The organism is Pseudoalteromonas byunsanensis, from assembly GCF_001854475.1.
Lineage (GTDB): Bacteria > Pseudomonadota > Gammaproteobacteria > Enterobacterales > Alteromonadaceae > Pseudoalteromonas > Pseudoalteromonas byunsanensis.
The window spans coordinates 13,928-32,146 of record NZ_MNAN01000030.1; the positions used below are offsets into that span (position 1 = coordinate 13,928).

General features: G+C 42.8%; 18 protein-coding genes and 1 tRNA gene. 7 read left to right on the plus strand and 12 right to left on the minus strand.

The genetic code is table 11. From position 1 onward, the window contains the following. Window positions 1–6: 6 nt before the first annotated feature. From pnp to BIW53_RS09695, 8 genes are all read right to left on the minus strand, one after another. Complete coding sequence (gene pnp / locus BIW53_RS09660) at window positions 7–2,145, minus strand: polyribonucleotide nucleotidyltransferase (protein WP_070991670.1); 2,139 nt, start codon at window positions 2,143–2,145, stop codon at window positions 7–9. Window positions 2,146–2,375: 230 nt separating this feature from the next. Next, entirely contained in the window at window positions 2,376–2,645 is a 270-nt protein-coding gene (gene rpsO / locus BIW53_RS09665; protein ID WP_070984030.1) for a 30S ribosomal protein S15, read from the minus strand. Between the two features lie 108 nt (window positions 2,646–2,753). After that, complete coding sequence (gene truB / locus BIW53_RS09670) at window positions 2,754–3,689, minus strand: tRNA pseudouridine(55) synthase TruB (RefSeq protein ID WP_070991671.1); 936 nt, start codon at window positions 3,687–3,689, stop codon at window positions 2,754–2,756. After that, window positions 3,689–4,123 (minus strand): 30S ribosome-binding factor RbfA, encoded by a 435-nt coding sequence (gene rbfA, locus BIW53_RS09675; RefSeq protein ID WP_070991673.1) that lies wholly within the window; start codon window positions 4,121–4,123, stop codon window positions 3,689–3,691. The genes truB and rbfA overlap by 1 nt, the downstream gene beginning before the upstream one ends. Window positions 4,124–4,234: 111 nt before the next feature. After that, complete coding sequence (gene infB, locus BIW53_RS09680; protein ID WP_070991674.1) at window positions 4,235–6,883, minus strand: translation initiation factor IF-2; 2,649 nt, start codon at window positions 6,881–6,883, stop codon at window positions 4,235–4,237. A 26-nt stretch (window positions 6,884–6,909) separates the two neighbouring features. Beyond that, window positions 6,910–8,412 carry a transcription termination factor NusA gene (gene nusA, locus BIW53_RS09685; protein WP_070991675.1) on the minus strand — a complete coding sequence of 501 codons (1,503 nt, stop codon included), beginning with the start codon at window positions 8,410–8,412 and terminating at the stop codon, window positions 6,910–6,912. A gap of 40 nt (window positions 8,413–8,452) precedes the next feature. Beyond that, the gene (gene rimP, locus BIW53_RS09690) at window positions 8,453–8,908 is read right to left on the minus strand and encodes a ribosome maturation factor RimP (protein ID WP_070991676.1); all 456 of its coding nucleotides are present in this window, start codon (window positions 8,906–8,908) and stop codon (window positions 8,453–8,455) included. A 263-nt stretch (window positions 8,909–9,171) separates the two neighbouring features. Next, a tRNA-Met gene (locus BIW53_RS09695) sits at window positions 9,172–9,248 on the minus strand. 408 nt (window positions 9,249–9,656) lie between these two features. Between BIW53_RS09695 and BIW53_RS09700 the strand changes: the two genes are divergently transcribed. Together BIW53_RS09700 and BIW53_RS09705 are read left to right on the plus strand one after the other, a co-directional pair. After that, complete coding sequence (locus BIW53_RS09700) at window positions 9,657–10,136, plus strand: globin family protein (RefSeq protein WP_070991677.1); 480 nt, start codon at window positions 9,657–9,659, stop codon at window positions 10,134–10,136. Between the two features lie 56 nt (window positions 10,137–10,192). Further along, window positions 10,193–10,699, plus strand: coding sequence for a hypothetical protein (locus BIW53_RS09705; protein WP_070991678.1), 507 nt, complete (start codon window positions 10,193–10,195; stop codon window positions 10,697–10,699). Between the two features lie 24 nt (window positions 10,700–10,723). Here the strand turns inward: BIW53_RS09705 and BIW53_RS09710 are convergent, their stop codons facing one another. Both BIW53_RS09710 and BIW53_RS09715 read right to left on the minus strand, forming a co-directional pair. Continuing rightward, window positions 10,724–11,128: a DUF3019 domain-containing protein gene (locus BIW53_RS09710; RefSeq protein ID WP_070991679.1), complete on the minus strand. Its 405-nt coding sequence runs from the start codon at window positions 11,126–11,128 to the stop codon at window positions 10,724–10,726. Continuing rightward, window positions 11,118–11,939 (minus strand): MipA/OmpV family protein, encoded by an 822-nt coding sequence (locus BIW53_RS09715; RefSeq protein WP_070991816.1) that lies wholly within the window; start codon window positions 11,937–11,939, stop codon window positions 11,118–11,120. The genes BIW53_RS09710 and BIW53_RS09715 overlap by 11 nt, the downstream gene beginning before the upstream one ends. Window positions 11,940–12,145: 206 nt before the next feature. Between BIW53_RS09715 and BIW53_RS09720 the strand changes: the two genes are divergently transcribed. From BIW53_RS09720 to BIW53_RS09740, 5 genes are all read left to right on the plus strand, one after another. After that, on the plus strand, window positions 12,146–13,156 hold the full coding sequence (locus tag BIW53_RS09720) for a phospholipase C/P1 nuclease family protein (RefSeq protein WP_070991680.1): 1,011 nt from the start codon (window positions 12,146–12,148) through the stop codon (window positions 13,154–13,156). Further along, on the plus strand, window positions 13,156–14,340 hold the full coding sequence (locus tag BIW53_RS09725; protein ID WP_070991681.1) for a peptidyl-prolyl cis-trans isomerase: 1,185 nt from the start codon (window positions 13,156–13,158) through the stop codon (window positions 14,338–14,340). The genes BIW53_RS09720 and BIW53_RS09725 overlap by 1 nt, the downstream gene beginning before the upstream one ends. Beyond that, complete coding sequence (locus tag BIW53_RS09730) at window positions 14,337–14,861, plus strand: hypothetical protein (RefSeq protein WP_070991684.1); 525 nt, start codon at window positions 14,337–14,339, stop codon at window positions 14,859–14,861. Before BIW53_RS09725 ends, BIW53_RS09730 begins: the two co-directional genes overlap by 4 nt. A 175-nt stretch (window positions 14,862–15,036) precedes the next feature. Beyond that, window positions 15,037–15,825 carry a hypothetical protein gene (locus tag BIW53_RS09735; RefSeq protein WP_070991685.1) on the plus strand — a complete coding sequence of 263 codons (789 nt, stop codon included), beginning with the start codon at window positions 15,037–15,039 and terminating at the stop codon, window positions 15,823–15,825. Window positions 15,826–15,830: 5 nt separating this feature from the next. Then, complete coding sequence (locus BIW53_RS09740) at window positions 15,831–16,199, plus strand: hypothetical protein (protein ID WP_139158823.1); 369 nt, start codon at window positions 15,831–15,833, stop codon at window positions 16,197–16,199. A 98-nt stretch (window positions 16,200–16,297) separates the two neighbouring features. Here the strand turns inward: BIW53_RS09740 and BIW53_RS09745 are convergent, their stop codons facing one another. Beyond that, complete coding sequence (locus BIW53_RS09745; protein WP_070991688.1) at window positions 16,298–16,744, minus strand: Hsp20 family protein; 447 nt, start codon at window positions 16,742–16,744, stop codon at window positions 16,298–16,300. A 183-nt stretch (window positions 16,745–16,927) separates the two neighbouring features. Further along, on the minus strand, window positions 16,928–18,100 hold the full coding sequence (dapE, locus tag BIW53_RS09750) for a succinyl-diaminopimelate desuccinylase (protein WP_070991690.1): 1,173 nt from the start codon (window positions 18,098–18,100) through the stop codon (window positions 16,928–16,930). Window positions 18,101–18,219: the final 119 nt, after the last annotated feature.

An 18,219-nucleotide genomic window follows, 5' to 3' on the forward strand; every position in this document is an offset into this window, starting at 1 on the left:
ACAAAATTACTCAGCAGGTGCTTCTGGCGCTTGCTCAGAAGGCTGTTCTGTGGTTGTTTCTTGTGCTTCTTTAATGCTAAGACGTACGCGACCCTGACGGTCAACTTCTAGTACTTTAACTTTAACTTCTTGGCCTACCGATAAATGGTCAGCTACATTGTTAACGCGCTCAGCACTGATTTGTGAAATGTGTACTAAACCGTCTTTACCTGGTAGTACATTTACAAACGCACCGAAATCAACAATACGTACTACTTTACCGTTGTAGATAGTACCAACTTCAAGCTCGGCCGTAAGTGCTTCAATACGAGAGATCGCATCTTTTGCGCTCAAGCCGTCAGTTGCAGCAATCTTGATTGTGCCATCGTCTTCAATCTCAATCGTTGTGCCTGTTTCTTCAGTTAACTGACGAATCGTTGCGCCACCCTTACCGATTACTTCAGCAATCTTCTTAGGTGGAATGTTCATTGTATAGATGCGCGGAGCAAACTCAGAAAGCTCAGCTGATGGTGCTGAAATAGCTTCATCCATTACAGATAAGATATGCAAACGAGCTGCTTTAGCTTGTTTTAGTGCAATTTGCATGATCTCTTTGTTGATACCTTCAATCTTGATATCCATCTGTAATGCAGTAACACCTTGGCTAGTACCTGCAACTTTGAAGTCCATGTCACCTAAGTGATCTTCATCACCTAAGATGTCTGAAAGAACAACAAAGTTTTCGTCTTCTTTCACAAGACCCATCGCAATACCGGCAACAGATGCTTTGATTGGTACACCTGCGTTCATAAGTGCTAGTGACGTACCACACACTGAAGCCATAGAAGATGAACCATTTGATTCTGTGATTTCAGACACAACACGGATCGAGTATGGGAATTCCGTCAATGTAGGAAGTACCGCCTGAACACCACGCTTAGCAAGGTTACCGTGACCGATTTCGCGACGCTTTGGTGAACCGATAAACCCTGTCTCACCTACACAGTAAGGAGGGAAGTTATAGTTCAACATGAAATGGTTTTTGTGCGTACCTGTTAGGTCGTCGATCATCTGTGAATCACGTTCAGTACCTAATGTTGCGGTAACTAAAGCTTGCGTTTCACCACGAGTGAAGATAGCTGAACCGTGAGTACGTGGTAATACGCCAGTCATTACGTCTAGTGCACGAACCATATCTGGTTCACGACCATCTATACGTTTTTCACCAGCAATGATACGGCCACGTACAATGTTCTTCTCTAAAGAGCCAAACAGTTTGCCAACTTCCTGAGTATCTAGCTCTTCGCCTTCTGTAAGTTCCGCTGTTAGTGCTGCAACAACCGCTTCTTTAGCAACTGAAAGAGCTTCTTTACGCGCTACTTTGTCAGTGATGCGGTAGGCTTCGCCCACTTTATCTGACGCGAGTGCAGCAATTTTATCTGCAAGTGAAACGTTTTTCTCTGGAGCAGCCCATTCCCAAGTAGGTTTACCTGCTTGTGCTTTGAACTCTTCTACAGCTTTAACGATCGCCTGAGATTGCTCATGACCGTATACAACCGCGCCGAGCATTTCTTCTTCAGAAAGCACATCGGCTTCTGACTCAACCATAAGTACCGCGTTTTCAGTACCTGCAACAACCAAATCAAGCTTACTTTCTTCTAGCTCTTTAAGCGTTGGGTTAAGTACGTACTGGCCATCGATATAACCAACACGCGCCGCGCCGATTGGACCATTAAATGGAATACCTGAAATTGCTAGAGCAGCTGATGTACCAATCATAGCAACCATATCAGGTTGAATTTCTGGATTTACAGAAACAACCGTTGCAATAACTTGTACTTCATTTACAAAGCCATCAGGGAAAAGTGGACGAATTGGACGGTCAATTAAACGTGCGATTAGCGTTTCGCCATCGTTTGGACGACCTTCACGCTTTAAGAAACCACCTGGGATACGACCAGCAGCGTACATACGCTCCTGATAGTTAACCGTTAGTGGGAAAAAGTCCTGGCCTGGTGTTGCTTCACGTTTACCTACCACAGTTACTAGAACTGAAGTATCACCAATGCTTGCAAGTACTGCGCCGTCAGCTTGACGAGCAATAGCACCTGTTTCTAGAGTCACAGTGTGTTGACCTAGTTGGAATTCTTTAATAATTGCTTGCACAAATATTTCCTTAATTAAAACAAATATAAACGCCAACAACTACCAATTACAGTCTTAACCAGACTCACTACTCATTGAATCTACTTAAGCACTACAATTGGCAAACGATGTCGGCGCAATTTCGGCCCTATGCCGAAGTGACCTAGTATACTTGTACAACGGCCACAAAAAAAGGGGCTATTAAGCCCCTTTTTTGATGTCGGCCAAAAAGCCAACAAATAATCAAGCGATTAGCGACGTAGGCCAAGCTCTTTGATTAGTGCAGAGTAACGATCAACGCTCTTACCTTTAAGGTAATCTAGTAAGTTACGACGTTGGCTAACTTTGCGAAGAAGACCACGACGTGAGTGGAAATCATGCTTGTGGTTAGCAAAGTGACCTTGTAACTTGTTGATGTCAGCAGTAAGAAGTGCAACTTGTACTTCAGGTGAACCTGTGTCGCCTTCTGCACGTGCGAATTTTGCTACGATTTCTGCTTTTTCTTGGTTGCTTAGTGACATAATAACTCCAAAATAAATTTAAATTGTGCTTTAGCCGATCACTAATTCAGCCAAAGCGAGTAAGCGGCGCGCATTGTATCAGCAATCTGCGCCAGAAACTAGAAAAACTTATTGATTGGTGGCAAGCGCCCTTTTTGCCTTAAGGTGACCATCCACGTTTCGCTCACCGATCCCAATAAATTGGCCATCTGCAAGCACTTTGACTATCCCTTCTGGCACATCACCACACACCACAACCTGACCATGACTAAAGGCAATACCTTGCTGGGTAGAAATTTCTACTGCAGGTAAATCAACCAAAGCACTATCCATCGGTAGGAGTAACTGGTCAATGTAAGTGGAGGGCTCTAAACCTTCAGCCTTTGCTTGATTAAGCTTTTCTTCCAGCTGTTCAATCGTAACCATTTTTTCACTTGGGTAGTGACCAACTTTTGAGCGATGCAGCATTATTACGTGCGCACCACAGCCAAGTTTTTCACCCAAGTCATCAACAATAGTACGAATATAAGTGCCTTTTGAAACATGTGCTGTCATCTGAATTTCTTCATTATCAGCATCATACTCATCAAGTGTTAAGCTATACACATTGATTTTTCGACACTTTCTTGGCACCTCAATGCCCTCTCGCGCATATTTGTACAAGGGCTGCCCCTGATACTTAAGCGCAGAGTACATAGAAGGGTATTGGTCAGACTCACCCAGAAAGCTGTCAACAGCCGCTTGAATCGCAGCCTTATCAACATTAACGGAACGTGTTTCTACCACTTCACCATCAGAGTCAGAAGTTGTTGTACGCTCGCCAAGCTTAGCGCGTACAACATAAGTTTTGTCTGTATCTAATAAAAACTGTGTAAACTTGGTCGCCTCACCAAAGCAAATAGGTAACATACCTGTAGCCAATGGGTCTAATGCACCGGTATGGCCCGCTTTTTGTGCGAAGTAAATACCTTTAGCTTGCTGTAACGCTTTATTTGATGAAATCCCTTCGCGCTTGTGCAGAAGCACAATGCCATCAACCGGGCGACCTTTTGAACGCCTAGCCATTACTTTTGCTCATTCTCAGAAGAATTATCAGAAGGGTTCTCAGAAGAATTCTCAGATGAATCTGGGCCACGTTTTTCATTGTCTTCTCGAATAACCGTATCGACTAAGTTAGAAATACGCATACCTTCTAGTAGAGAATTATCTACTACGAAGCGCAGTTCTGGCATGATACGCGCACGAATACGCTTACCTAATACTGAGCGAATGTAGCCAGTAGCATCATTTAAAATCGCAACGCTTTGTTTCGTCTTATCTTCATCAGTAGTATTAAGTACCGTGATAAAGATTTTTGCGTAAGATAAGTCCCTCGAAACTTCGACGGCCGATACCGTTACAAATCCTAAACGGGGATCTTTAATTTCACGTTGTAGAATGACTGCAATCTCTTTTTGAATCTGCTGAGCCACTCTGTCTGTGCGAGAAAATTCTCTCATTTTCACCACTTATAAAATTAACTTATTGAAAAATAAAAATAAGTTTTATTTAAACACAATAGACAAAATGGGGGCTATTGCCCCCATTTCAATCATCATATCAGCATTGAATTACAACGTACGCTGTACTTCAACCGTTTCGAATACTTCGATTTGGTCGCCAACTTTCACGTCATTGTAGTTCTTAACACCGATACCACATTCCATACCGTTGCGTACTTCTTGTACATCATCTTTAAAGCGGCGTAGAGATTCCAGCTCACCTTCATAGATAACTACGTTGTCGCGAAGTACACGAATTGGCGCGCTACGTTTAACCAAACCTTCAGTAACCATACAGCCCGCAATCGCACCAATCTTAGGTGATTTAAACACATCACGTACTTCAGCAAGACCAATGATCTCTTGCTTGAATTCAGGTGCCAACATACCAGACATAGCTTGCTTAACTTCTTCAATCAAGCTGTATATTACGCTGTAGTAACGTAAGTCTAGGTTCTCAGCTTCAATCACTTTACGTGCAGATGCATCAGCACGTACGTTAAAGCCTACAATAATCGCATTCGACGCTGCTGCTAGTGTCGCATCAGTTTCAGTGATACCACCTACACCAGAACCTACAATCTTCACTTTAACTTCATCAGTTGAAAGTTTAGTTAGTGAATCAGCAATCGCTTCGATAGAACCTTGAACGTCCGCTTTAAGTACCACGTTAACTTCAGATACGTTACCTTCAGTCATGTTACTAAACATATTTTCAAGTTTAGCTTTTTGCTGACGCGCTAATTTAACATCGCGGAACTTACCTTGACGGTAAAGAGCAACTTCACGAGCTTTACGCTCATCTTTAACAACCGTTGCTTCATCACCAGCTGCAGGAACACCCGAAAGACCTAGAACTTCAACAGGGATTGAAGGGCCCGCTGTTTTAATCTCTTGACCATTTTCATCGCGCATTGCACGAACACGGCCATACTCTAGACCACACAGTACAATGTCACCCTGACATAACTGACCTGACTGAACAAGTACTGTTGCAACTGGACCTCGACCTTTATCAAGACGAGACTCAATCACCACACCCGCAGCCATACCTTTAGTAGGCGCTGTCAATTCAAGTAATTCTGCTTGCATTAATACAGCTTCAAGTAGCTCATCAACGCCAGTACCTGCTTTAGCAGAGATGTGAACAAACTGTACGTCACCACCCCATTCTTCAGGAATAACATCCAATTGAGCTAATTCGTTTTTAACGCGGTCTGGGTCTGCGCCTTCTTTATCCATCTTGTTAACAGCAACGATTAGAGGTACACCTGCTGCTTTAGCGTGTTGAACGGCTTCTTTAGTCTGTGGCATAACACCATCATCAGCCGCAACCACCAAGATTACGATATCCGTCGCTTTTGCACCACGTGCACGCATTGAAGTAAATGCCGCGTGTCCTGGAGTATCAAGGAAGGTGATCATGCCGCCTTCCGTTTCAACGTGATATGCACCAATGTGCTGAGTAATACCACCGGCCTCGCCAGAAGCTACCTTAGCGCTACGAATGTAGTCTAGTGTTGACGTTTTACCATGGTCAACGTGACCCATTACAGTTACAACAGGCGCACGTGGCTCCATTGAGTCAACTTCTGCTCGATCACTCAACACCTGCTCTTCTAGTTCATTTTCCTTCACTAGAATCACTTTGTGACCCATTTCTTCAGCAACTAGCTGAGCTGTTTCTTGGTCGATAACTTGGTTGATTGTAACCATATCGCCCATTTTCATCATCGTTTTAACAACTTCAGCACCTTTAACTGCCATACGTGAAGCAAGCTCAGCAACAGTGATGGTCTCACTGATACGCACTTCTTGTTTCACATCTGTAACTGGCTTTTGGAAACCGTGTTGTAGAGACGTTGGAGCTTTAAGCTTACCTTTGCGACCCTTAATAGGCGCTTCAACTTTAGCAGGAGCCTTTTTCTTCTTCTTACGACGCGCACTTTTCTCTTCACGTGCGTCAGACTCATCTTCCGCTTCACGAGCGTAAGTTGAGGTCGTTAAATGGTGGTCTGCCGTTTCTTCACGAAGACGACGTTCCTCTTCTTCTTTCTTCCAACGAGCTTCATTTTCTTCAGCTAGTCTACGCGCCTCTTCAGCTTGGCGCTTCGCTTCTTCTTCAGCTTTTCTCAATGCTGCCTCTTCTGCTTCTTTTTGCAGACGCTCAGCTTCAAGGCGATCTTTTTCAGCTTGCGCACTATCCACTTTTTTGTCTTGCGGTTCGTTAGCTTTACGCTCAGCTTCTGCCTTACGTTTAGCTTCCTCTTTGGCTTTGCGCTCGGCTTCCTCTTTGGCCTTACGCTCAGCTTCTTCTTTGGCTCTTAGTTCAGCCTCTTGCTGTGCTTTAAGCTCAGCTTCTTGACGCGCAGCTTCTTCCGCCGCTAAACGCTCTTGCTCTTTTTGCTGATCAATTGCGCTCTTTTTAACATACGTGCGTTTTTTACGCACTTCAACTGACACTGACTTTTCTTTGCCCGTTGAGCCTTTCACACTTAATGTGCTTTTGCTTTTACGTTGCAATGTCATGCGCTCTGGACCTTCCGCACCTTTACCACCATGTTGACGGCTAAGGTGGTCAAGTAATTGCGCTTTTTCAGACTCAGTTACGCTGTCGTCTTTACCTTTGGTGATCCCTGCATCATTCAACTGCTGCAGTAATTTATCAACAGTTGTATCAATAGTCTCGGCTAGTTTCTCAATGCTCACTTCTGCCATAGTGTGTGTTACCTCCGTTAATAAATTTATGCGTCTTCACCAAACCAACAAATGTTACGCGCAGCCATAATTAACTGCCCAGCTTCTTGCTCTGATAAATCGGTTATTTCTACAAGTTCATCGATGCCTTGCTCTGCCAAATCTTCAAGTGTAACTACACCTTTGCTGGCCATAACAAACGCTAAATGGCGTTCTAGGCCTTCTAATGCCAATAGATCTTCAGCAGGCTCTGCACCTTCTAAACTTTCTTCAGTTTTAAGTGCTTTCGTTGTTAGCGCATCTTTCGCACGGTTACGAAGCTCTTCAACTGTGTCTTCGTCTAAACCATCAATTTCAAGGAACTCAGAAACTGGTACGTAAGCTACTTCTTCTAATGTTGAGAAGCCTTCGTTAATTAGCAATGCTGCAAAGTCATCGTCAATGTCTAAGTGCTCAGTGAATAAATTCACTAACTTGTCTGACTCTTCAGCATTTTTAGCTGCCATATCTTCTACTGTCATAACATTTAGCTCCCAACCAGTAAGCTGGCTGGCTAAGCGAATGTTTTGACCATTGCGACCGATTGCTTGTGCAAGATTATCTGCTTCTACCGCAATATCCATAGAGCGAGAATCTTCGTCCATTACGATAGACGCCACTTCTGCAGGGGCCATCGCATTGATAACAAACTGAGCTGGATTATCATCGTAAAGTACGATATCCACCCGCTCACCACCTAGCTCTGATGATACTGCTTGAACACGTGCACCACGCATACCAACACATGCACCAACTGGGTCGATACGTTTATCATTGGACTTCACCGCGATTTTTGCACGAGAACCTGGGTCACGTGCTGCGCCACGAAGCTCTATCATCTCTTCACCAATTTCTGGTACTTCGATACGGAATAACTCCATCAGCATTTCAGGCTTTGAACGCGTTACAAATAACTGCGCGCCACGTGCTTCTGGTTTTACGTCATATAGCAGGCCACGTACACGGTCACCTGGGCGGAAACTTTCGCGCGGTAACATGTCTTCACGGTAAATAACGGCTTCTGCGTTGTTACCTAAATCAATCACGATAGCATCACGAGTCGCCTTTTTAACGACTCCAGTGACTAACTCGCCCTGTTGATCTTTGTATGCTTCAACAACGAGTGCACGTTCAGCCTCACGTACCTTCTGTACGATAACTTGTTTAGCCATTTGCGTTGTGATTCGGTCGAATTTAATCGACTCTATTTGTTCTTCTACGTAATCACCTAATTTAATGTCCGGCTCTTCTACTTGAGCCGCTTCTATTGTAATTTCCGCGTAAGGGTTTTCAAGTGAACCATCTTCGCGTGGCTCAACAACCATCCAACGACGGAATGTGTCGTACTCACCTGTTTTACGGTCAATAGCTACACGAACTTCAATGTCGCCAGTATGCTTTTTCTTTGTTGCAGTCGCTAGTGCGAACTCTAATGCTTCAAAAATCTTTTCTCTTGGGACTGCCTTTTCATTGGAAACGGCTTCTGCCACCAATAATATTTCTTTTGCCATAGGTAATGCCTCGCTTGCCCTTGTCCTTCGCACTTAATACTTAAAACTTTGCGATAATATTCGCGCGTTCGATGTTGCTAAGCATGATAAAATGCTCTGCACCATCTACGCTTATCGTGATCATGTCACTACTTATAGCAACTAAGTCGCCTTTGAAGTTACGACGACCATCCTGAGGAAGTTTAGTACGTACGCGTACTTCTTCACCCTGTGCCTTCTCGTAATGCGCCTGTTTAAATAACGGTCTATCTACACCTGGAGAAGACACCTCCAAGTCATATTCGTTTGTAATGGGGTCTTCAACATCTAAAATCGCGCTAACTTGTCGACTTACATCTGCACAATTATCTACAGTAATGCCATTTTCGTGTTCAATGTAAACACGCAACGTAGAATGACGACCAGCTTGCACAAACTCAAGACCCAATAATTCAAACCCCAGTGCTTCAACTGCAGGCTCCAACATTGCTGTCAATTCTTGCTCGAGTTTTGTCACAAAATTCCTCCATACAAACAAAAAAAGGGCCTTAGCCCCAATAACTTAGCTGCTTCAGATCAAAGCTTGGGTCAGCAACCAAAGCCGCAGATACAACAACGCCCCGAACCAAGCGGGGCGTCACACCTAAAGCAAAAACTGTGTGGCCAAAGGCCTTGCTTGGTTGCGTTTGACAGCAGCCAAATTAAGCAGACGCTTAAACGCAAAACGCGCATTACAAAGAATGCGCGACACCATAACAGGAATAGCATATATTCCAGATTTGGTTGCGGGAGCCGGATTTGAACCGACGACCTTCGGGTTATGAGCCCGACGAGCTACCAGGCTGCTCCATCCCGCGCCAATAAATAGCAGTGCAAGCACTGCAAAATATGCGCTGTATTATAAGGACAGTTCCATTAATAAGCAACCTTAGACGCAAATAAATAACCACTTATCACGATATAAGCTCCACGTAACCGAATAATGGCGCAAACGACACCTGTGCTGACAACAAACGAAAACTCCTATCGTAATGACACATAAGCTTTGGTGTATAACACGGTTACTGGCGTACGACTTATCCCACAGCATGGCGTTTTTTCGTACAATCTTTGCAAACATCTCGCATCCTGCCACATTCACACTATACTTACTACAATTAGACAGACAACCTTACTCTGGCTGTAATCAGTAGCAAGTAAACATTTTGCTTGTGTTATTTTAGTTCGAGCAAACGGATGCGCTCTTAATCGACGACGAGGCGATTATGAGTATTTCTCCCTATCAATATCAGCTGTTAACGCAATCTTTTGCGACACTTCAGCCCAACTTCCACTGCTTTTGTGTGAGTCTGCGTACTCAATTGAATCGTTATGATATTCAACTTAAGTTACCTAACACCAACGAGCAACTTATCAACATAGAGCAAAGAGCCAGTAAGTTTATTCAAGAAGCTTTGTATTTACTGCCTCAACAAGAGCAACTCGCAAGCTTTATACAATTACATGCTCCAAGACTTATGCTACTAAATCCCTCAGAAAGGGATATTACCGTGCTGTGCAATGCCATGATAGCTACATTGCAGCTTCATTTGGGCGCACAATTCACCCTAGCACTTAGAAATGCATGGCGAAAAGCGCTGCACATTTTTGCCAACATCATTAAAAATGCCATATTTGGCTCTAGTAATATTGTGTGTTTGCATGAGTTTAAGCTGCAAAAACAACAACAAGCATCTACCATTTAATGACATTTACTTGTGCCATACGTACACTTAATTAAATTTATTAATTTGGTGTGCGTATGCAAAAATCATTTATTTTTCCTGCACTATTGTGTGTATCACTAAGCGGTTGTGATTTTTTTGTAGATTCTAAAGTAAAGGTTGAGCAACAGTACCTAGCTCAACATCAGGAATTAAAACAAGCGGTTGAAGATATTCGTGAACAGGGTTTAGATGCAGTTTCGGCTGCCGCCGAAAAGGGTTCTGTCGCGGCTTGTGTGACCAAACAGTTAGAAATGGATCCCATGGGAAAGCTCATCGCTGTTGAGGGAGCATTACAAGACAGTGCCAATCTTGCAGCTCTTATCAATACTATTGAGGATTTAACTGCACAAGAACTCAGCCTTGAGAGTATTCCGGGTTTACTGCGCCAAGGTAGTGATACTCTGAGCTACCTACGCACATTATTGAGCACCTATGAGCTTAGTGACTTGCAGCAACAAACACACCAGCTCCTAAAAGATGGCAAAACTCAAAGCCAAAACATAGGCGAACATTTAAGAAATTTGATTGAACAATGTAATTAGAAAAAGCCCTGACGGGCTTTTTCTTTAAAATAGACGCCAGCGGCGTTTTTTCGTCTGTACTTTGTGCACCCAATTGACCTCTATCGTCGTTACCGCTAAAACATCTCGCTGGGCTTGCGAAATAAGCTCATAGCTTAAGCTTTGCGCAGAGCCAAAACTCAAGGTATACGTGAACGATTTAGTGTTTGCCCAACACTGTAGAATTTTCTTTGAGTACCCTTCGCGAATACAATAATCCCCTATTTTGGGTGTATTCACCTTAAACTTCACATCGGCATAGCAGGTTCTTCCTTGGTTAAGTGCAACGCACTTATTCGGAGTAGCGTGTAGAATCTCGCTCGGTGCTTGTGGCGCACCATAGCCATCAAACGCTATAACTCCTAAAATTGCTCCTAGCAAATACTTAGCTGAAATGAGTTTAAAATACATATTTCACTCCAGCAAAAACGGCACTTGCATGACGAGACTCAACCAACGGGCTTTTTGTCACGTTAGAAGAGCCAACAAGTATTGACGCCCCAGCACTAAACACCCAATCAACCGCAATTGGATAATTTGCCTGAACTTGTGTAAACACGGATGAAGCTCCATTCACCTGATAAGCGGGTAAATGAATTGACTGCTCATCAATATCAACCCCGTAAAAATAATCGATAAAATTACCGGAATAATAGTTTACGCCAAAATTGAACCATACATCCCAGTTACGTAGTTCAAAATTACGTGTAGCCTCACCATGAAGTACCCAACCATCGCTACCGCCAAATGCGTCGTAGACCAGTTCAACCACCGCACTATACGCGCCAACATTACGATAATAGGCAAGACCAAAAGATTGATCTTGGTGACGTTCTTTAATGCCTCGAAGCGTGGGAACAGTTGGGTCATCGTCAATGTAGCCACTTTGTGAAAAGCTTAGATGATAGTTGCCATAGATAATGTCGACGCCTTCATGACCATTGGTCCATAATTGATAACCAATATCTGCTCCTCCGAAGAAATCTCCAGAATCTACGCGAAGGTAAAAGTTTTTATACTCAACCCGCGCATCTGCGAGAATACTCACCCCACTAAACGTCGATTTGGCGCCTTTAAGCTTTGGTAGTGTCAGATCAACCCAAAATGCGCCTAAGCTGAGTTGCCAATACAGTTCACCATTTTGTCCATACTCTTCCTGCGCTTTACTCACCATAGGCACGCAAAGCAGTAGAAGCAGAAATATTTTTATATTATTTATCATATTTGGGCATGCTTTTTTATTCATGTAGTTTGTGCCGAAATTGCTGCCTAATGATACCCGACCTAGCTGCTATCAACAATCACAGTTTTCACCTCGATCAAACTAATATGAAGTCAAAAATTAACCATAATGAAATGAAAAAGTAACAGTCAACATGTCAAATGTCGCACCTCTAACTAGAGTTATTACTTTACCTAAGGATAATTATGAAAAAAATAATACTCTGCGCGACACTTGGTGTGGCAACACTTAACGCTCACGCCTTTAGCCAAGAAACCCACAAGCGCATTGTAATAGACGCTGTGAACTACATGGCGCAAAACCCATCAACAACCCAGTACCAAAAACTGGCTAACTACGCAGCGGCCAACAATATGAGCATTTCGGCGCTCGCTCAACTACTCGGGCAAGCCGCGTATGATGTTGATGACTTTGAAGATACGTTCTTTTGTGGTGCAATCACCGGTGATTGCGTACAAGCACCATTGTGGGGAGCAGCGCAAAGCATCGTAAAATATACCAGCTACTGGCATTTTCAAAATCACACACAAGGCGCAGACACACATGGGAATGACTTTGGTGGATATAACTATCAAAAGTTGACTGTTTGGGGCAGCGTTGACTCAATGGCAGCTACTTGGTTAAAAGGTGACTATCTGGACGATGGTCATGGCGGTGAAACGGGCTGGTTCCGTGCAGATGATACACGCTTCAACAGCTACGGTATTACTGAAGCTAATTATCGTATCGACAGTCAATCAAATTACAACATGTACGATGACTTCGAAGATATGCCATTTCAGCCTATTGATAACCTAGGCCAGTACTGGTATCAAAAGTACCTGCAAAGTGGTAACCCACAATTACTTGGATTTGTGTTCCATACCACCGACTTACTGCAACCTCACCATACTTGGACCACTTCAGATCTTAACCACGCAAGCTGGGAATCTTGGGTAAAAGACTATTATGATCAGGAGAATCTAAATAGCATGCTGTTAGTACGCGATGCACTTGAAAGCTTTTCTCCACTTGCAGCAAACAGCCAAGATATACGCCCTCTTCTCACTCAAGGTGGCGCTTTTTCATATGCACAAGGGGGTATCGTGCTCAACTCTAAAGATCACTATGATCGTTTAAACACAGCAAAGCTTGTGATCCCACATGCCATCGCCATGGTTGTGCATTTACTTAACCACGCTATGGTGGCCCGTTAATGCGTATCTTGGTTTTATTAGTGGCGAGCTTGCTAAGTTTGCCACTGTTTGCACAGCTGAGCTTCAATCAATCTGAAATAAAATTAGTGCACGGCTTATTACAAGAAAAAGCACCCAACCTCTCATTGCGCCAAGCACAAGAGCGTTTGTTAGAAAATGCCTTTTTATTTGCACAAGCAAAGCTTCGCCAGCCGGCTATTTTGCACAAGCAATCTGCGGTTGGATTTAGCAGCGACTACCACACTCGGCGCTTTGCGCTTGTGCTGTTAAAAAGCAACTTTGACCTACCTGTTATCCCGCCACTTGATGACAAGTCTTTTGCATCCTACACCTCAAAGTGGTTGCTAGATAGTCTACCCAAATATCCAAGTGATAACACTTACTCGCAGCAACAGTTGACACGTCTTGCACGCGTAGACTTAACACATTTAGCTGGTGCCCCACTGACGCTTGCAACGCTCATGAGTGAGCAATCAATGCAAAACCGTTATCAACTGCATCAAGGTGAAATTAGTCTTTTCAAGTCTCTCATCGCTGAACATCGCCGTTTTAACCTAACTATGCATTTACTGGCCGATAAGCTACAAACACAGGGACTATCAAAGCTAAGAATATTAGAGATAGCTAAAGCAGAATTATTGCGACCCGTGATGCTCACCTATTTTGGCGTGCTCCATAGTATGCATGGTGAGCACAGCATCTATGTCGAGCAACTACAAACCAAGATCACACAACAGCAAATTAACGATTACTTTAGAGCCAACAAAAATGACTTTAGGTACATTGACCAGGTACGCTCTCAAGCCGTGCATTTTAAGGCTAAGGATCAAGCAACACAGTTCTACAATTATGCTAAAAAACACTCGTTTAAGCAGGCGCTGAATAAATTCAAACTCCAAGACCTATTTACTCAAACGCAAGGAGTGGTAAAACGTCAAAAGCGCAGTTCTTGGACAGAACAATTAGTGTTTAGCTTGATGCCTGGAACTCTATCAAAGCCCGTGAGAACACCTCAGGGTGAGTGGCTTGTAGCAACCACGCTAGAACGTCACTACACCTACTATCAAGCAAATAGTGAAACCGTTAAGTATCAAGCAAAGATTGCGCTGACCGATGCTCTGGCAAAAACTGAGTATAAAAAATTAAAAACTAAATGGTTAAGACAACATAAGGCGGCACTATGAAAAGATATCGCTCATGGCTTGTCCTAGGCACTGTGGCACTCAGTGGGCTAATTATGTGGTTTAATCATGAGCCACTAACGTCCACTCAACATGTGAGTGCTACAAATAAATCTATTGCTGCTGAAACTTCGAGCGAGGCTCCGCATTCACCAAAGAAACTCGTTGAGCAAAGCCCTGCTGTCATAGCAAAAGCCCAAAACATGGGAGCTGACAAAATCAATATAGACGTCATAGAAGTATATATTCCTCCTATCGGAGAACCTACGCACACTCAAGCTTATCAAGGAGATTTAAATGACTATGAGCAATATCAAACGTTTGGTGAAGCACAAGAACGAAATCTAAAACAACAATATATCGACGCCGCCGCTGATAAAATTAAACGCTTAGAAGCCTTATTAGCACGTGGACGTTCTGAAGGCATCACTAAAGAAGAACTTGCCTTTGCACAAGAGAAAATTGCCGGCATTAAAGCCATGAGTGAGGAACTAAGGTTGGAGCTAGAGGATAATACGCAGTAATTGCAAGCCAAATACAAAGATCTGATATTGGTAGAAGCACTCCCACCAATGAATCATGTCACTTGGAACACTCGCGTTGACACTGGCTAAATTGTCCAAACCAGCCTATACATTAAAAAAGATATCAATCAAATAGTTAAATTATCTATGTGTACATTGTTTGGAAGGAACTTACATGACATCAACTTTGCCCAACTATAAGCAATTACAAAAAGACCTCTACCCCAATATTGTGGAATATGACTTTCTTAGGCACTACTTCACCGAACGCTTTACAAAAAATAATGACCACCTGCTTAAAAATGGGGGGATAGGAAAACGGATCGGTATTAATTTTGGACAAGAAAAAGAACTGATATCTGTTGATATAAAACCAACAAAGGATATCGTTGAGCGATATGGCGACGAGTTTTGCAATGAAGCACTATCTCACTACGGGAAAGATTATTGGTTAGTTGCTATTTGGCTTGCCATGTATAAAGATTCAACGGGCAATAAACTCGCTCGAGAAATCTTGCGAGCGTTTATTAAAACTTGCATTTGCTGTACTTCAAGAGAGCTCATAGCCTCATCCGTTGACGACATCACAAAAAAGAGTATCAAGAGGCTACTGCCAGATAAAATAAATTTTTATAACATGGTTTTTTCTTCGTCAGAAATATACAAGAATATGCGAATTCAATACCGCGAACAGCTAAAAGCCCGCTCTCAAGAGCAAAATGTAAGGCAGATAGACAACAGCCTAAAACTTTCCACACAATTAGAAGAGCCCCATTTAAAAGATATATTTGCCGATGCGGGATTATCTGATTATACCGAACTAGTTACACTGTCTTCGCATTACGCTAGTAACGAGGAGCTAAAAACAATCACCCGAGCGCTTGCTATTTTTATAAACAATGTAAGTGGAAAGAGAAAACTTAGAAAAGAAATTAGTGAACTGATCAAAAGAAAAGAGGAATGATGCACATGACTGACGCAGACAGTTCTTTGGTAGATTTTTCGAAGCACCTTCTTATCACGATTTTTGCGATATTCGCTTTCACGTCTGGTGCCTTGCTTGGTGCATCCAACGATTGGGTGAAAGTCCTCTTTACTTTATCACTTATCACTTCAATAGTTAGCATGACACTCGGATTTAAAGTCGTGATGATAAAAGTAAATGAACACTTGAGAAGTGAATCCGAAAAATTGCCTAAAAATATCATAAAAGAAATGCTAAAAGCACTACAGTGGCAATATTACACCTCTATTATGGCCTTAGGCCTGTTAGTCTTTTCTATCATGATTTATTTTTTAACTGAAAACTACTATCTCATTTCCGTAAAACCTTATTAAAAACAAATACCTTAAACAAAAACGCCGCTCATTTGAGCGGTGTTTTTGTCATTACTTACGTTCAACAACAGTCAGGGAATCTGTTTGTGACGCAATCTTTATTTATTGTCTAGCAGTCTTCCAGAGCCGATCTCGATTTTACGCGGTTTGAGCGCTTCTGGGATCTCTCGCTCTAGATTAATCACCAAGAGGCCATGCTCTAACTCAGCATTAATGACCTTAACATGGTCACCCAGCTGGAACTTGCGCTCAAAGCTGCGCTCAGCAATTCCTTGATGAATGAATTTTCTCTCAGGCTGGGCACTTTTTTGTGCTTTAGTTCCAGATACTTTCAAGGTGTTATTTTCCGACTCTATATTAAGCTCTTGCTCACTAAAGCCCGCCACGGCCATGGTAATTTGATACTTGTCTTGATCTAACAACTCAATGTTATATGGGGGGAACGTGGCTTGTTTGTCTGTGCGAGCCGCTGCATCCATTAACGATGCTAAATGGTCAAAACCAATGAATGAACGATAAAGTGGAGATAGGTCTACTGTGCGCATAATAATATCCTCATAATTAAGCGATATTAGCTTTTTACTCTTCCTAAGGAACCAGCAAAAAACTATTATTTTATTAAATTCAATTTGTTATATTCTGAAAACCCATTACGGCGTCTTCACTAACTGATTTATGGCCTGCAAACTCGTTTTCAAGTAAAAAAACTCATAAATTTTATAAAATAATTACGACTTACAAAAAAAGCTTTTTAAAACATAGGTATATATTTCTTCAGCCATGACTAAATCAGAGATAGAAACATGTTCATTAACTTGATGAATGGAATGGTTGCGCACGCCACATTCAATAACCTGCGTCTGCGGTGCAGCGAAGAAGCGACCATCGGAAGTGCCACCAGAGGTACTTAATGTAGGATAGTGACCTGTCACTTGATGGATAGCCATTTCGGTCAAAGACAAAAAGCAATTTTGCTCTTTTACACCCGTATAATATGGCTCACAGGGGCGCTCCCAGACAAATCTCAAATGGCTTTGCCAATCTTCTAGCAACGCCTCAACCAACGCCTTTACCATGTCACTTTTATATCCATGACTATAGCGAATATTGAAGGTAACTTCGCATTCACTGGGTACCAGATTATCAACGATATTTGGCACCGTTACCCCCGTTACCTGCAAATGCGTCTTAGAACCAGGCTCGTCTTTCCACCAAACTAACTGGGTTAATGCACTAATAATTTCACCAGCTATATGGGCTGCATTAATCGTATTTTCTGGGTATGCAACGTGTCCAGCTTTACCACTAATTTGTACTCTGCCAGACAATGCCCCTCTGCGCCCATTCTTTATTGTATCGCCCACACTTTTATCGGAAGTTGGCTCTCCGACCAAACAAGCGTCTAATACAATATGGTGTTGGTTCAAGAACTGAGCGATCCGTTTTGAACCATATTCCGCTTCTCCTTCCTCATCAGAGGTTAACAACCAGTAGAATGTTCCCCGAATATTTGGCTGTAAACATAAATGCTCCGTCGCACTGAGCATCGCGGCAATCCCCCCTTTCATATCAGCCGCACCACGGCCATAAATGCAGCCATCTACAATGTCGCCACTAAATGGACCCACTTGCCAACCTTTATCGTTTGCAGGCACAACATCCACATGACCTGCAAAGGCCAGACTAGGGCCCGGTGAGAAATAACGTTTAGCAATTAGATTTTTGACTCCCTGCACTTCTTCTAGAAGCAGGATTTCAAAGCCATGCTGATATAGCTGTTCGCTCAGCCATTTGATCGTACCAGCATCATCTGGAGTCACTGATGGTGCCTGAATGAGCTTTTGAAGCTTCTGTACAGTAGTTAGATTAGTTGCTGTATTCTCAGCGAGTTGTGGTGTCATGCTGTTCAGCCTATATACTCAAACACGTTTATGCTATTACAGCCAGCTTGTGTTGCGATTTCATGGCACTTTTAGGTCATCACAATGACAACCTCACCCAAAAACACTTTCAGCTCTTT

Coding starts and splice junctions, on each gene's coding strand:
- rpsO (WP_070984030.1), bottom strand. CDS start 2,645: ATGTCACTAAGCAACCAAGAAAAAGCAGAAATCGTAGCAAAATTCGCA.
- truB (WP_070991671.1), bottom strand. CDS start 3,689: ATGGCTAGGCGTTCAAAAGGTCGCCCGGTTGATGGCATTGTGCTTCTG.
- rbfA (WP_070991673.1), bottom strand. CDS start 4,123: ATGAGAGAATTTTCTCGCACAGACAGAGTGGCTCAGCAGATTCAAAAA.
- infB (WP_070991674.1), bottom strand. CDS start 6,883: ATGGCAGAAGTGAGCATTGAGAAACTAGCCGAGACTATTGATACAACT.
- nusA (WP_070991675.1), bottom strand. CDS start 8,412: ATGGCAAAAGAAATATTATTGGTGGCAGAAGCCGTTTCCAATGAAAAG.
- BIW53_RS09700 (WP_070991677.1), top strand. CDS start 9,657: ATGAGTATTTCTCCCTATCAATATCAGCTGTTAACGCAATCTTTTGCG.
- BIW53_RS09705 (WP_070991678.1), top strand. CDS start 10,193: ATGCAAAAATCATTTATTTTTCCTGCACTATTGTGTGTATCACTAAGC.
- BIW53_RS09710 (WP_070991679.1), bottom strand. CDS start 11,128: ATGTATTTTAAACTCATTTCAGCTAAGTATTTGCTAGGAGCAATTTTA.
- BIW53_RS09715 (WP_070991816.1), bottom strand. CDS start 11,939: ATGATAAATAATATAAAAATATTTCTGCTTCTACTGCTTTGCGTGCCT.
- BIW53_RS09720 (WP_070991680.1), top strand. CDS start 12,146: ATGAAAAAAATAATACTCTGCGCGACACTTGGTGTGGCAACACTTAAC.
- BIW53_RS09725 (WP_070991681.1), top strand. CDS start 13,156: ATGCGTATCTTGGTTTTATTAGTGGCGAGCTTGCTAAGTTTGCCACTG.
- BIW53_RS09730 (WP_070991684.1), top strand. CDS start 14,337: ATGAAAAGATATCGCTCATGGCTTGTCCTAGGCACTGTGGCACTCAGT.
- BIW53_RS09735 (WP_070991685.1), top strand. CDS start 15,037: ATGACATCAACTTTGCCCAACTATAAGCAATTACAAAAAGACCTCTAC.
- BIW53_RS09740 (WP_139158823.1), top strand. CDS start 15,831: ATGACTGACGCAGACAGTTCTTTGGTAGATTTTTCGAAGCACCTTCTT.
- BIW53_RS09745 (WP_070991688.1), bottom strand. CDS start 16,744: ATGCGCACAGTAGACCTATCTCCACTTTATCGTTCATTCATTGGTTTT.
- dapE (WP_070991690.1), bottom strand. CDS start 18,100: ATGACACCACAACTCGCTGAGAATACAGCAACTAATCTAACTACTGTA.